Genomic DNA, 14927 nt, shown 5'->3' with positions numbered 1-14927 from the left:
TTGCAGGTCTGCCGCAGCGTCAGCCGTGGCTTACCAGATCACCACCTGCTGCTCGCCAGCGCGGGCCATCGGCGAACCGGCCTTGCACTGGAACGCAGCGGCGAAGGTCGGCAGGTTCGACGGCGCACCCATGGCGCGGAACTGCGCCGGGGCATGCGGGTCGGTGGCCAGGCGGACCTTGGCGTTTTCCGGGGTGTACTTGGTGCGCCACACGGTGGCCCAGTTGAAGAAGAAGCGCTGGTCGCGGGTGAAGCCGTCGACCTTCGGATCTTCCTTGCCGGCGGTGGCCTTCTGCAGGGCGTCGTAGGCGGTGGCCAGGCCACCCAGGTCGGCGATGTTCTCGCCCAGGGTCAGGTGGCCGTTCACGGCCTGGCCGTCGACCTTGTACTGGTCGAACTGCTTGACCAGCTTGCCGGTCAGGCCTTCGAAGTTCTTCTTGTCGGCCGGGGTCCACCAGTCTTCCATGTTGCCGGTCGGCCCGAAGCGCGCGCCCTGGTCGTCGTAACCATGGGTCATTTCATGGCCGATCACCGCACCGATGCCGCCGTAGTTCAGCGCGTCGTCGGCCTTCGGATCGAAGAACGGCGGCTGCAGGATGGCGGCCGGGAACACGATCTCGTTCTGCAGCGGGTTGTAGTACGCATTGACCGTCTGCGGGGTCATGCCCCACTCGGTCTTGTCGACCGGCTTGCCGATCTTGGACAGGTTGAACTTGTAGTTGAACTCGCTGGCCGCGCGCACGTTGCCCAGGTAGCTGTCGCGCTGGGTCTGCAGGCCCGCCCAGTCACGCCACTTGTCCGGGTAGCCGATCTTCGGGGTGAAGGTTTCCCACTTGGCGATGGCCTTGGCCTTGGTTTCCTCGCTCATCCAGCTCAGGCCCTGGATGCGTTCCTTCAGCGACGCAGCCAGGTTCTTCACCAGTTCTTCCATCTTCGCCTTGGCTTCCGGCGAGAAGGCGACCTTCACATACAGCTGGCCGAAGGCTTCGCCGGCATCGTTCTCGATGGTGCCCAGCACGCGCTTCCAGCGCGGCTTCTGTTCCTTCTGGCCGTTGAGGGTCTTGCCGTAGAACTCGTAGTTCTCCTGCACGAAGGCGTCGGCCAGGTACGGCGAAGCGCTGTCCACGGTGTGGAAGCGCAGGTAGGCGCGCCATACCGACGGATCGGTGTCGCCCAGCGCCTTGCTCACCTCCTCATGGAACGCCGGCATGGCCAGCGAGAACTTCTCCGGCGCGGCCACGCCCTGCGACTTGAAGAACTCGGTCCAGCTGAAGTTCGGGGTCAGCTTGTCGGCGTCGGCCAGGGTGACCGGGTTGTAGAACAGCTCGACGTTGCGCGACAGCTCGACGCGCGACTTGGAGGCCTTGGCCAGGCGGGTTTCGAACTTGACCACGTCCTCGGCCTGCTTGGCCGCATCGGCCGCGGCGACGCCGGACAGTTCCAGCACCTTGGCGACGTGCGCCTGGTAGGCCTTCAGCTTGTCGGCGTTCTTGGCATCGGTGTAATAGGTGGTGTCCGGCAGGCCCAGGCCGCCCTGGCTGGCGTAGGCCATGTTCACGGCCGAGTTCTTGAAGTCGGCTTCGGCGCCGAAGCCGAACAGCACGTTGTCGCCCTTGGCCGCGCTGGTGCGCAGGTAGTTGGCGATGGCGGCCTTGTCCTGCAGGCCGTCGATCGCGGTCAGGTCGGCCTTCAGCGGCTCGATGCCCTGCGCGTTGATCTTGGCTTCGTCCATGCCGGTGGCCCACAGGTCGCCGACGATCTTCTCGATGTGGTTCGGGTTCTTCACCTGCGCGACCTGCTCGGCCAGCTGGTGCTGCACCGCCACCGAACGCTCGTCGAGGATGGTGAAGGCGCCCCAGCTGGTGCGGTCGCCCGGAATTTCATTGGCGGCCAGCCACTTGCTGTTGACGTAGTCGCCGAAGGCGCCACAGGCGTCCTTGCTGGTATCCAGGTCGCTGGGCTGGAAGGCGTTGTAGGCCGGCAGCTTGCTTTCGTCCAGGGTGTACTGGGTGGCCTGGGCGGGGGCCGGCGTGGAGGCAGTGGCGTCCTTGGCCGGGGCCTCAGTCTTGCCGCAGCCGACCAGCGCGGCCGAAACGGCCAGGGTCAGCAGCACGATCTTGGGAGTACGGGTCACTTGAATGGCCTCCAGGCCGAGTGAGTCAGGGAAGGGCCGCAGGGCGGCCGTGGGCCGAACGATACGCCGCCAGCCTGCCCCGCAAGGGTGTCGAAGGTCATGGCGCTTGGCAAGGGTGCCTGTACAGGCACCGGTAGGGCAGCAACCGGGCAGGATCGGCACACTGGCCGCGCCTGCCCGCGCTGGCAGGCGGGTCAGTGTTGTCCCGGGATCGGTTGCGGCTGAGCATCGTCGGTCTTCGGCTCCGGGGCATCCGGCTGCGGAGCCACCTCCGGAATGCGGGACGGGCGGCCGGTTTCCGCAGGCAGCTGTGTCACGCTGCCGACGTCGACACGTGCCACCCGCGGCGTCGACCAGATGGTGTCCTGCCACTGGCGGTACTGCGCGGGATCCCAATAGCGGCTGTCGTAGAACTTGGTGCCATCGATCTGTTCGGTGGTGCCGTTCGGACCGGGCACGAGGATCTTCACATTGCCAGCAAAGCCGGTGCGGCTGCCGGTCATGCGCTTCTGCTCGCGGCGCATGGCCAACGCCAGGCGGGGTTCCGCAGCGGCATCGCCGAAGCGCGCATAGACGGCTTCGCCCTCGGTCACCGCCTGGACCTGCTCGGCCTCGCTGAGTGCGGCCCAGTAGCGTTCACGCAGCTCGAGGAAGCCCTTGTAGCCACGCTCCGCAGCGAGATCCATCCAGGCATAGGCCAGTGGGCGGTTCACCGCGGTGCCCGTGCCGTTCCACAGCATTTCGGCAACCATTGCCTGTGACACCTTGTCGCCGTAGAAGCCCGCACGCTGGAAGAAGCCGAAGGCCGCCTGCAGGTCGTTGGCACGTTGCTTTTCCATGCCCAGCATGCGGAAGCGCAGGTCGGGATGGCCATTGAGGAATCCTGCGCTGATCAGCAGCGGGTCTTCGGTGGGATCGGACGGCAACGCCGAAGGTGCCTGGGTGGCCGGAGGCGCGGCGAGCGACGTGACAGGCACAGCCAGCGCGAGCAGCAGCGGTGCCAGCAGCGAGGAGCGGGATTTCATGTTCATCTTTCCTTGATCGAATCGTAGAGGCCCATGGATGAAAGGTCCTTCCAGTGCGGGACACTCTGCATGCGGCGTTGGTCACTATGCCAAAAGCAAGGGGGAGGGGGCGGGCGGCCCCCTCCTCCCGGTGCGCTAGGGGCTGCTGGCCCCGGCAGCGGCGCCGCTGCCGATATGGCGACCAAAGAAGTCCAGCATCTTCGTATACAGGTTCACGCGTGCCGGCACCTCGTAGAAGCCGTGCATTTCGCCAGACTGGATGATCACGCCCTCCGGGGCATTGCCGACCTCGGTGAGGGCCTTGGCCATCAGCTCGGTCTGCTCGGGCACCGCACGCACATCACGCGCGCCGGCGGCCAGGAACACCGGAATCTTCACTTCTGCGGCGCGGCGGGCCGGAGAGGCCTTGGTCCACTCGGCGACGTCGGTGCCATGGGTTCGACGCAGGTAACGCAGTCCGGATTCGCGCTGCGGAATGTCGCCCTTCTTGAACAGCATGTCCACGTCGTATACGCCGACGTAGCCAAAAGCGCACTTGAACAGGCCAGGCTCACGGATCGGCGCCATCAGCGCCGAGTAACCGCCGAAGCTGCCGCCGTAGATGCACAGTCGATCCTTGTCGGCCACGCCCTGGTCGATCGCCCAGTGGGTCGCATCGAGGATGTCGTTCTGGATGCCGTCGGCCCATTGCTTGTGGCCGGCTTCCTCGAAGGCCTTGCCATAGCCGCCCGAGCCACGGAAATTGACCTGCAGCACCGCGTAGCCGCGGCTGGCCAGCAGCTGCGCTTCGGGATTGAAGCCCCAGTTGTCGCGCGGTCCGATCGGGCCGCCGTGCGGGTTGACGATCATCGGCAGGCGCTTGCCTTCGCTTCCCTTGGGCAGGGTCAGATAGCCGTGCAGCTGGCGACCGTCGCGCGCCTGGACCGTGAACGGTTTGACCGTGGCCATGCGCTTCGGATCGAGCCAGTCGCGTCCCTGCAGCAGGAACCGAGCCTGGCCGCTGGCGCGGTCGAACAGGTACAGCTCGCCCGGATTGGTGTCGCTGTACACCGAGAGCAGGATCTTGGCGCCATCGTCGGTATAGCTGGAAAACTGCACCATCTGCCCGGGGAACGCGTTGGCCAGCGACTGGTACAACGCCGCATCCGGATGGTCGTCCTGGACCAGCGTGACCTTCGGGCTGCCGGCCTGATTGACCACGCCGATCAGCTGCTTGTCGTCGGTGCTCCACATCAGCTGCGAGACTTCGGTGACCGGGTCCTGGAACAGTCGCTTGAACTGGCCGGTGGCCGTATCCAGCGTACCCACGGCGGCCGGTGCCTTGCCATCATCCTGCTCAGCGTAGACCGTGCCGTCCGCGGTGGTGCGCAACACGCGCAGGTGCTGGCCATCGGACTTGGATGCGTTGATCAGCGTCCAGTTGCTGCCATCGCGCCGATAGAGTTCGCTTCGTTCATCGTATTCGCCGCTTTCGTCGCGGCTGGAACTGCACACGGCGAAACGCGGCTCCTTGCCGGCATCCAGTGCGATATCGCAGTTCTCCTTGGGCGCGCGTGCCAACGGGGTACGCCGGCCGCTGATGGTGTCCACGCTGACCACCTGGGTCCCCGCGCCCTCGGACGAGCGCGGGTAGCGCACCTGCATGATCACGTTCTGGTCATCGCCGCGCAGGGTATCGAGCAGCGAGTACGATTCGTTGCCCACGCTCTTGCTGCGTTGGGTGGCATCGCGGGTGCCGTAGAAGATTACCGGCCGTGCCTGGCTGCCGTCGGCGTTGACGGCGAACCATTCGCCGGTGGGGAAGGGCTGCGCATACCCGCCCTGCTTCTTCACGGCATTGAACATCAGCCGCTGGGGAGAGATCCAGTGGAACGCACCGACACTCTTCTTGTCGGGCAGCTGGTTGACCTTCAGTACCTTCAGATCGCTGGTGCGCAGGATGGTCAGCACATCCTGTTCGCCCAGGTCGACGCTGATTGCCAGGTAGTCGCCATTGGGCGAGATCCGGGCGGAATTGAACGTCGCGTGCTTGACGAAGTCTTCGATCGAGTAAGGCGTGGACGACGGCGCGGCAAACGTGGCCGGTGACAGCAGCGCCGCCATGGCAATGGCAAGTGGGGTGAACAGCTTCGACATCTTCTGCATGGGCAGGTTCCTTGTCCGCTGCGGTGATCGCGTTCACCGCATTCAAAAAAAGGAAAGCCCGGTACATGCCCGGGCTTTCCATCCGTGCTTACATCATCAGCAGATGATCAGAACTTGTACTGCAGGCTCATGTAGAAGCGACGGCCCAACGGGTCGGCGCCAATGAACGGGTCATAGAACGGATAGGCGATACGGCTGTTGTCCTTGCGGTACTGGTTGTCGAACACATTGACCACCTGGAAGGTTGCCAGCACGTTCTCGCCGAACTTCTTGCCAACGCTCAGGTTCCACAGGAAGAACGGCGGCAGGCGACGCGGATAGTAGCCACCCGCGCTGTTGGTACCGGAGGTGTCGAGGCTGCTGAATGCCGAGCCGTAGCGGGTACCGAACACGGTGGTTGCCCAGTCACCCTTGGACCAGGTGACGCTGCCGCGGGCGCGGCTGCGTTCCGGGTTCCAGTACTCCGGCGGCAGATCGCGGTAGTCGATCAGCGGCTCTTCCTTCAGCTGCTTGTACTTGTTGGTCAGGGTCAGCGAATAGCCCAGGTCGAAGTTGAAGCGACCCCAGCGATCGGTATCCAGGTTGTACTTGTAGCTGGCATCGATGCCGCTGGTGTCCTGCAGCGCGGTGTTGATGTAAGCATTGTTGATGCGGCTGATGCGGCCGTTGTCCGGAGCGTCCGGCTGGTTGACGCGGGTGATCAGGGTCGACAGCTGCGAGCACAGCGCAGCGCTCGGCATCGGGCGAGACGGGTCGCTGGTGCTGCCCAGGCGGCAGGCGGCGTCGGCGCGCAGCAGGTAGTCGTTGCTGAGCTGCGCAGCGGCGTCTTCCAGGCGGATGCGGTAGTAGTCAACCGTCAGCGACATGCCATCGGTCACGTCCCACACGAAGCCCGCGCCCCACGACTTGCCCTTTTCTTCGGTCAGGTTGGGGTTGCCTGCCACCAGGGTCTGTACCGAGTACTTGGTCGGATCGTTGGCGGTGGCATTACATGCAGCACGGGTACGCGGACCCTGTGCTGCGCCGGCACCGGTACCCGAGCGGCACGCATACTCGTCGAGCTCGGTGGTGTAGGACGCCGCACCCTGTGCGTAGATCAGCTGCATGTCCGGGGCACGGAAGCTGGTGGCGTAGCTGCCGCGCACCAGCAGGTTGCTGAACGGACGCCATTCCAGGCCGAGGTTGTAGGTGGTGGCCGCATCGACCGACGAGATGTCGTCGTACTTGTCATAGCGGGCCGCGGCATTGGCGCTGAGGCTGCTGAAGATCGGCACGCGGAATTCCGCACCAATGGCGTAGCGGTCGCGGGTACCGTGGGTTTCGCCCGAGCTGGTCAGGTTGTAGATGGTCTGGTTGTCGATCGGACGCAACTGATCGGTGCGCGGATCGCTGACCATGTCCATCTTCTGCCGGTTCCATTCCAGCACGCCCGCGAAGCCGAGGGCGCCAGCCGGCAGATCGAACAGATCGCCACTGATGTTGAAGTTGGCGTTGGCGACGCTGGTCTCCGAGCGGTTGATCACGCGCGTGGAGAACGAGCGATAGATGTCCGGCGTGATCGGCGACGTCCAGCGATCCTGGTTCAGCGCGTAGACCGGGTAGATCGCATTGCCGGTGGTACCGCCGGTGGAGTTGACATAGCCCAGGCGCGAACCCAGGAAGTAGTCATGCACGGCCTGTGCGAGCAGGCGCGGACGATCCATCTTGTAGTCGTAGTAGCCGTAACCTGCGCTGGCTTCCCAGTCGAAGCGATCGGCGAGGTTGCCACGGACACCGACGTTGAAGTCGTAGGTGTATTCGTCATACAGGGTGCTGGCTGCTTCGTTGCCGCCCAGCTCCTGCGGAGTGAAGATGCGCTGCAGCGACACCAGGTCCTTCAGGTTGGGATCCCAGAAGTACTGGGTGGCTGCACCGGTACGGGTCTGGTTGAAGCGGTCGCCCGACGTCGCCCAGAACTCGGTACCCGCGCTGGCCTTGGCCTTGGTGGTGTAGTAGTTGACGCTGGCGAAGCCCTGGGTGGTATCGGTGAAGTCGAAGGTGCCGTAACCGTAGGCCGAGTAGAACTGGCGCTTGTTGGAGATAGAACGGGCGGAGTTGCTGGTGTATGAGCCGCAGTACTTGCCGCGGGACGCGGTGGTGACCGTGTCGAACCCCAGTGCTTCACACTTCTCTGCGCCCGGATACAGGGCGTTGTGGTTGAGCGGGCCGTTGGCGTTGGCCACGCCACGAATGACGGCCATCGAAAGGTTCGGGGTCGCCGCACTGCCCAGCGGACCTTCGCGCAGGTCGGACAGCCACTTGCGCTGGCTGGCGAACACCGGCTCGCGGTCGCTGTACTGCAGCGCCCACACCGCGCTCCAGCGGTCACCGGTACGGCCACCGGTCAGTTCCACGTTGACCGTGTCACCGCCGCCTTCGGCAGTCGTGCCGGCGGTCACGCGCACCAGGTTACCGTCGTAGTGCTCACGCAGCACGATGTTGACCACGCCCGCCACGGCGTCGGAGCCGTAAATGGCCGATGCACCACCGGTCAGCACTTCCACGCGCTCGACGATGCTGCTCGGGATCGAGTTGATGTTGGCGACGTTGTTGTCGCGGTTGTACGGCTGCGGGTACTGCGCCGGGCGGCGGCCGTTGACCAGGGTCAGCGTGTAGCCGGGGCCCAGGTTGCGCAGGTTGACCACCTGGGCATTGGGGGTGAAGCCGGTAACGGCCAGGTCGCCGGTGAAGGACGACGTGGTGTTCTGGGTCAGCGTCTGCAGCATGTCACCGACGGTCTGGAAACCTTCGCGGTCGATGTCGGTGCGGGTGATCACGGTCACCGGCGCCGGGCCTTCGACATCAGAGCGCTTGATGCGTGAGCCGACCACCGAGACGCGGTCGAGATTGGTTGCGTTCTTGCCGCCTGCTTCGTTGCCAGCTTCCTGGGCGAAGGCCGGAGCGATGCCGGTGGCCAGCAGGGCCGTGGTGAGCGCAAAGCTCAGCGGGTGGCGGCTGAGCGCCTTGCGGATGGTCATGTGTAGATCCCCTGATGAATCAAACATCGGTCGGCTCCCTGGAGGCTTGCCGCCGTCCCTGATGGGCTGTTGCCCACTTCTCACCGGCTTCACAAGCCGATGAACCAAAGTTAACACAGACTTAACTTGACCTGTCAACTGTTCATGCGGCCGTCATGAAGCCAAGGTAGGCAAAGCCTTGATTTCTCCGCATTTTCTTTGCAACTCATTGATATGAAAGAAGTTGCAAAGACTTCCTGAACGGGCGGCATGGACCGTCGCTTGCTTGGATGCGGGAACGTTTCGTTCAGGGAGCAGCAGGGAAAAAGGGGCCGCTGGCAAGAAGACCCGTGCCTTGGGCAGGGGGGCGGGGCGGGTAGACGGTCTCCGCCACCACCCGGCACGAACAGTGATGCACTGCGCACTTGCCGGGTGCAGGAAAGGGTAGACCCCGCCGAAGCGGGGTCTACCCTGGCACGGCAGGGGGCCTTACTTCGCGCCGAAGTCGTACTGCGCCTGCACGTAGATCGCGCGGCCGTAGGCGTTGTACAGGGAGTTGTTGTACGGAACGTCGATGTTGCCGGCGTAGGAGTGCTGCTGATTGTCCGGCACCTTGTTGAACAGGTTGTTGACCATCAGCGAGAACGTCAGGTTGTCCATCGCGCGGTAGTTCACGCTCAGGTTGTACGTGGTGTACGAGCCCCACTTGCCGGCCTTGTAGCCGGAGGTCGGGTCAACGTAGTCGTAGCCCCGTCCCACGTAGGACATGTAGTTAGGCGTGCGGCCGATGTAGTTGAAGTACAGCGTGGTGGTGAACCTGTCGATTGCCCAGCCCACCGAGCCGTCGGCCCGGACCTTGGCATAGGAGTCGTACACCCACATCGCATACGGGTTGCCCAGCAGGTCCAGGAACGGGTCGTTGAGCTGCGGCTGCAGTTCACGCTTGAGCATGTTGGTGTAGTTGCTGGAGAACTGCAGCGAGCCGAAGCGGCCGATGTCCTGCACGTACTTGAAACTGGCGGTCACCGCTTCCAGGTTCTGCCGTGCCACGTTCAGCTTCGGCGTGTAGATTTCCTCCAGCGCGCCGGTGGCATCACGGGTAACCCAGTTGGCCACATCCTCGCAGGTGGCACCGGCGGTGTTGGACAGGCCGTTGCGGCAGTAGTACTCGGCCAGCAGCAACTGGTCGGAACTGAGGGTGTTGACCTCGTTCTTGATCTTCCAGTTGTAGTAGTCCAGCGACACTGACAGATTGCTGATCGGCGCCCAGACCAGGCCCGCGTTCCAGACGTCGGCAGTGATCGGCTTCAGCTCCGGATTGCCCGACTGGGTGCCGAACACCGACACGCTGCCGTAGCGGCAATCGACCGTGTTGGACGGATCGAAACCGAGCTGGCCGCAGCGGTAGTAATCCTTGGAGCCGTTGGCGTAGTAGCCGCTCTTGCCCTGGAAGGCGTCGGGCAGGGAGGGTGCGCGGAACGCGGTGCCGTACTTGCCGCGGACCAGCAGGCTTTCAAACGGACGGAACTCCAGGCCGATGCTGTAGGTCGGCTTGTCGACGGTATGCCCGGCAATCTTGAAGTTGTCGTAGCGACCGGAGGCGGTGACCGTCAGCATGTCATGCAGGGGCAGGCGCAGTTCGCTGGTGACGGCGTAGTTGCTGCGATGGCCGTTGCCGGCCACCGAGGTGGTACCGAATACCGTGCCGTCGGTCAGGCGTACATCCGGCGTGTAGTCCCAGCCTTCACTGCCGCCCTCGACAACCGCAGCGAAGCCGGCGTCGCCGCCGGGCAGCTTGAACAGCGAACTGTTGGTGAGCTGGGCGCGGGTCTGGGTCTGCCAGGTGCGGCTGCGGCTGGTGGTGAAACCGGTGAAGCTCTGGAAGGCGCCCTCCGGCAGCTTCGAATAGAAGGCACCCCAGTTCGGGTTGTAGATGTTGTAGCCGTCGTCGGTCTCACCCAGCACCGGGCCCAGCACGTTGTCGGCGAACCAGTTGTTGATCGGGTCGTTCCAGCGCGCGTAGCCACGCTCGTTCAGCTTGTACTCGCCGCGGGTGATGCTGGCCTCGTAGTCCCAGTTGCTGCCGATCGCACCGCGTGCGCCCAGCGTGACCTGGTAGGACTTGCTGCGGTCGGTATTCATGATGTCGCGGTAACCGCCACCGCCGATGTCTTCGGGGGCGAACACGCGCTGCAGGCCGAGATAGCGGCCACTGGACTGATCGAAGAACGGACCCATGCTGATGTCCGTGCCCCAGTAGTTGTAGCCGGAACCGGTGTTGTACTTGACGGTCTCGTAGCTGTAGAGCACATCGCCGAACAGCTGCAGGTTGTCATTTACATCGTAGGTCAGCGCCGAATAGAACTGGCTGCTTTCCTTGCTGTTCTTGATCGTCTTGTAGCCGGCGCCGAACGCTGAGCCGCAGGACTGGCCTGCCCGGCGCGTGCCCAGGATGGTGGTGCCATCGAACTGCCCGGCAACGCTGGCGCAGTTGCTCGGATCCATCATCAGGAAGTCATCGGTGTCAGCATCGAAGACCAGGAAGTCGTTCGAGGGCAGCTGGCGGGTATAGCCGCGCGGATTGTTCTGCTTGGTGATGTCGCGCTGGTAGCCCCAGATCGGGTTGGTCTTCTCGTACTGCACGTTGACCAGCGCGCGGAAGCGATCATCGCGGCTGTTGAAGCCATTTGCCCCGCTCACCCGGAAGCTGGCGCCGCCACCATCCGAATAGGCGCCGCCACGGACATTCAGCGTGCCGCCGTCCATGCGCTCCTTCAGGATGATGTTGACTACGCCGGCAATGGCGTCCGAACCGTACAGCGAGGACTGGCCGCCCGGCAGGACTTCGATGCGGTCGACGATATCGATCGGGATGCCGCTGATGTTGTTGAACGCGTCGCTGCCGTTGTACAGCGCCGGGTAGGACAACATCGGGCGGCCATTGATCAGGTACTTGGTGTAGCCCGGGTTGAGGCCGAACATCCCGGCCGCTTCGGCGCCCTGGGTGAACGATGCGGAGGTCTGGCCGCCCTGCAGGCCGCCAGTAGTGAGCGAGGACTGCTGCAGCACTTCGGCAACGCTGGAGAAGCCGCGCGCCTGGATCGCCTCGGCGCTGATGGTCAGCACCGGCGTCTGGTTTTCGATCTGGGTCTGCGGGATCAGCGAACCGGTGACGGTGACCCGGTCGAGGTTGGTGGCTGCACTCTTGCTGTCCTGCGCGAGCGCGCCGGTGCTGGCGCTGGCAAGGAACAGGCCGCTGAGCACGGCGCAGGTGAGCGGATGGCGTGGGAACAAGAAGCGACTGCGAGACATGCGATTACTCCGTGTGATCGTAAGAACGCGTTTCCCCTTCCCGGGGCTCGATTTATGTCCGGCCGCTCTGCAGGCATGCGGGGCGGTGTGCCTGAAACCTAACATGGGCTTAACTTGAAATGCGCAGATGTGTAACCGCATTTGACTGGCTTTGTCACAGTTCTGTGGATGTGTTCTTTGAAAACAACAATTTGCGGATGTTGTCCTGTTTTGCTGAATCTGGCGAAATGAATGAATGCAAAATGATCGGTCATTAACAATCGGGACGCCCTTTCATTTTCTGACCGGTTTTCCCAGGCAAAAAAAAAGGCCCCGCCGAAGCGGGGCCTGGTCCAGACACGAAGTCCGGAAAACGACGGGATCAGAAGTTGTACTTGACCTGGGCCGAGATCTGGCGGCCGTAGACGCTGTAGAAGCCGTCATTGAACGGGGTCGATTCGTTACCCGGGTAGTTGTAGCGCTGGCCTTCCGGCAGCTTGTTGAACACGTTGTTGACCATCAGCGACAGCACCAGATCGTCCTGTGCCTGGTAGTTCATGCTCAGGTTGTAGGTGGTGTACGAACCCCACTTGCCTGCCTTGGCGCCGGAAGAGTGGACGTAGCCGTAGCTGCGGCCGGTGTAGGCCAGGTAGTTCGGGGTGCTGCCGACGTAGTTGGCATACACGGTGGTGGTGAACTTGGCGATGTTCCAGGCCACCGACAGATCGCCACGGACCTTGGCGAAGTTGTCGTAGTACCACATGTTGTACGGATCGCTCAGCAGATCGAGCTTGGCGGCGCCCGGCATCGGCTGCACTTCACGCTTGAGCATGTTGGTGTAGTTGCCGGAGAACATCAGCGAGCCGAAGCGGCCGATATCCTGCTGGTACTTCGCCGCCACGGTCACCGCTTCCAGGTTCTGGCTGGCAACGTTCAGCTTCGGCGTGTACACGCGGGTCAGGTTGCCACCGGCATCGCGGGACACCCAGTCGGTCACGTTCTGGCAGCTGGCCGAGGTGTTGTTCGGCAGGCCGTTGCGGCACTGGTACTCGGCCAGCAGCAGCTGGTCGGTGCTCAGGGTCTTGACCTCGTTCTTGATCTTCCAGTTGTAGTAGTCGGCCGACAGCGAGAAGTTGCTCACCGGGGCCCACACCACGCCTGCGCTCCACACGTCGGCGGTGATCGGCTTCAGGTCCGGGTTGCCGGACTTTTCGCTGTACACCGAGGTGGTCTTGTAGAAGGAGCAGGCCTCGTCACGCAGCGCGTAGCCCAGCTGGCTGCAACGGTAGTAATCGTTCTGGCCGGACGAGTACGAGCCGCTCATGCCCTGGAACGCATCGGACAGGGTCGGTGCACGGAAGGCGGTGCCGTACTTGCCGCGCAGCAGCAGGCTTTCGATCGGACGGAATTCCAGGCCGATGCTGTAGGTGGCCTTGTCGACGGTCTTGTCGGCAATCTTGAACGCGTCATAGCGGCCCGAGGCGCTGACGGTCAGCTTCTCGAACAGCGGCATGCGCAGTTCGCTGGTGACCGCGTAGTTGCTGCGGTGACCGGCGCCGGCGACGGCGGTGGTGCCCCACACGTTGCCATCGATGAAGGCCTGGTCCGGCGAGTAGTCCCAACCTTCGCTGCCACCTTCCAGGACGACGGCCAGGCCGGCGTCACCGCCCGGCAGGCTGAACAGCGAGCCGTTGGTCACCTGCACGCGACCCAGGTTCTGCCAGGTCTTGCTGCGGTGGGTGCCGTAGCCGGTGAAGCTGGCGAACTGGTCCGGGGTGATCGGCGAGTAGAACGCAGCGTAGTTCGGGTTGTAGATGCCGAACGTGGCGGTCGGGTCCTTCGGATCGGTGTAGGTGCCCAGGCGCGGGCCCAGCACGGTCTGGCCGAAGAAGTCCTCGATCTTGTCCTTGAAGCGCACGAAGCGGTTCTGGTCCAGGCGGTATTCGCCGCGGGTGAAGCTGGCGCTGTAATCCCAGTCGCCGACCATGCCCTTGCCGCCCAGGGTGACCTGGTAGGCGCGGCTCTCATCGGAGTTCAGGATGTTGTTGTAGTGGCCCGGGCCGATTTCTTCCGGTGCGAAGGCGCGCTGCAGGTTGACGACCTTGCCGATGCCCTGGTCATAGAAGCCACCCATGACCGACTTGGTGCCCCACCACAGGGCGCTGGAGCCGGAGGTGAACTCGGTCTTTTCCTTGCTGTACAGCACGTCGGCGAACAGCTGGAAGTTGTCGTTCACGTCGAAGGTCATCGACGAGTAGAACTGGCCGCTGTTCTTGCCGTTCTTCAGGGTCTTGTAGCCGGCGCTGTACACCGAACCGCAGGACTCGCCCGAGGTGCGCTTGCCGACAACGGTGGTGCCGTCGTACAGGCCTGCGACGTTGGCGCAGCGGCTCGGATCCATCATCAGCAGCTTGTTGTCTGCGTTGGTGATGACGGCGAAGTCGTTCGACGGCACCTGTGCGGTGTAGCCGACCGGGTTGTTCTGCTTGGTGATGTCACGCTGGTAGCCCCAGATCGGGCTGCCGTTTTCGATCTGCACGTTGACCAGCGCGTGGAAGCGGTCGTCGAACGCGTTGAAGCCCTTGGCTGCGCTGAAGCGGATGTTGCTGCCGCCGCCTTCGGTGTAGGTGCCGCCACGGACGGTCATCGTGCCGCCGTCCATGCGCTCCTTCAGGATGATGTTGACCACACCGGCGATGGCGTCCGAGCCGTACAGCGAGGACTGGCCACCCGGCAGCACTTCGATGCGCTCGACGATGTCGATCGGAATGCCGCTGATGTTGTTGAAGGTGTCGCTGCCGTTGTACAGCGCCGGATACGAGAGCATCGGGCGGCCGTTGATCAGGTACTTGGTGTAGCCCGGGTTCAGGCCGAACATGCCGGCTGCTTCGGCGCCCTGGGTGAACGAACCCGAGGTCTGGCCGCCCTGCAGGCCGCCGGTGGTCAGCGACGACTGCTGCAGCACTTCAGCAACGCTGCTGAAGCCGCGGGTCTGGATGTCTTCGGCGGTGATGGACATCACCGGGGTCTGGGTTTCAACCTGGGTCTGCGGGATCAGCGAACCGGTGACGGTGATCTTGTCCAGGTTGGTCGCCTTGTCCTGGGCCATTGCCGGGGCGGCGGCCATCAGAGCGGAAATCAGGGCGACGGCGAGCGTGTTGCGACGTGCGGTGTTGCTTACGTATTTCATGTAGTTCCAATAGAGAGCAGAAACAAAAATCGGCACTGCGCATGCGCCATCGTGCGTGCTGGAGACCAGCCCCGCAGCCCAAAACAGTGCTTCAGGAACGTAACATGAACTTAACAATCTGTGCACGAATCCGTAGCAATCCTGAAT

Annotated in this window: 6 protein-coding genes; all 6 read right to left on the bottom strand. The window is 63.5% G+C overall.

Translation table 11 applies throughout. The features are described 5' to 3' along the window. Positions 1 to 30: 30 nt before the first annotated feature. The 6 genes from N5C18_RS22290 to N5C18_RS22265 all read right to left on the bottom strand — a co-directional run bounded on the left by N5C18_RS22290 (position 31) and on the right by N5C18_RS22265 (position 14780). Positions 31 to 2133 (bottom strand): M13-type metalloendopeptidase, encoded by a 2103-nt coding sequence (locus tag N5C18_RS22290; protein ID WP_053450416.1) that lies wholly within the window; start codon positions 2131 to 2133, stop codon positions 31 to 33. A 194-nt stretch (positions 2134 to 2327) separates the two neighbouring features. Further along, entirely contained in the window at positions 2328 to 3158 is an 831-nt protein-coding gene (locus N5C18_RS22285; protein ID WP_053509376.1) for a sel1 repeat family protein, read from the bottom strand. A 135-nt stretch (positions 3159 to 3293) separates the two neighbouring features. Continuing rightward, complete coding sequence (locus N5C18_RS22280; RefSeq protein ID WP_239544277.1) at positions 3294 to 5303, bottom strand: prolyl oligopeptidase family serine peptidase; 2010 nt, start codon at positions 5301 to 5303, stop codon at positions 3294 to 3296. Between the two features lie 107 nt (positions 5304 to 5410). Beyond that, positions 5411 to 8320, bottom strand: a complete 2910-nt coding sequence (locus tag N5C18_RS22275) for a TonB-dependent receptor (RefSeq protein WP_053509378.1) — start codon at positions 8318 to 8320, stop codon at positions 5411 to 5413. A 468-nt stretch (positions 8321 to 8788) separates the two neighbouring features. After that, positions 8789 to 11611 (bottom strand): TonB-dependent receptor, encoded by a 2823-nt coding sequence (locus N5C18_RS22270; protein WP_053509380.1) that lies wholly within the window; start codon positions 11609 to 11611, stop codon positions 8789 to 8791. Positions 11612 to 11972: 361 nt separating this feature from the next. Next, a complete protein-coding gene (locus N5C18_RS22265; protein ID WP_053509382.1) occupies positions 11973 to 14780 on the bottom strand; it encodes a TonB-dependent receptor in 2808 nt (935 codons plus the stop codon). Between the last annotated feature and the right edge of the window lie 147 nt (positions 14781 to 14927).

Source organism: Stenotrophomonas sp. GD03930 (assembly GCF_029839665.1).
GTDB classification, from domain to species: domain Bacteria; phylum Pseudomonadota; class Gammaproteobacteria; order Xanthomonadales; family Xanthomonadaceae; genus Stenotrophomonas; species Stenotrophomonas forensis.
The sequence above is the reverse complement of the archived record's forward strand: the minus strand, read 5'-3'. Positions and strand labels throughout refer to the sequence as shown.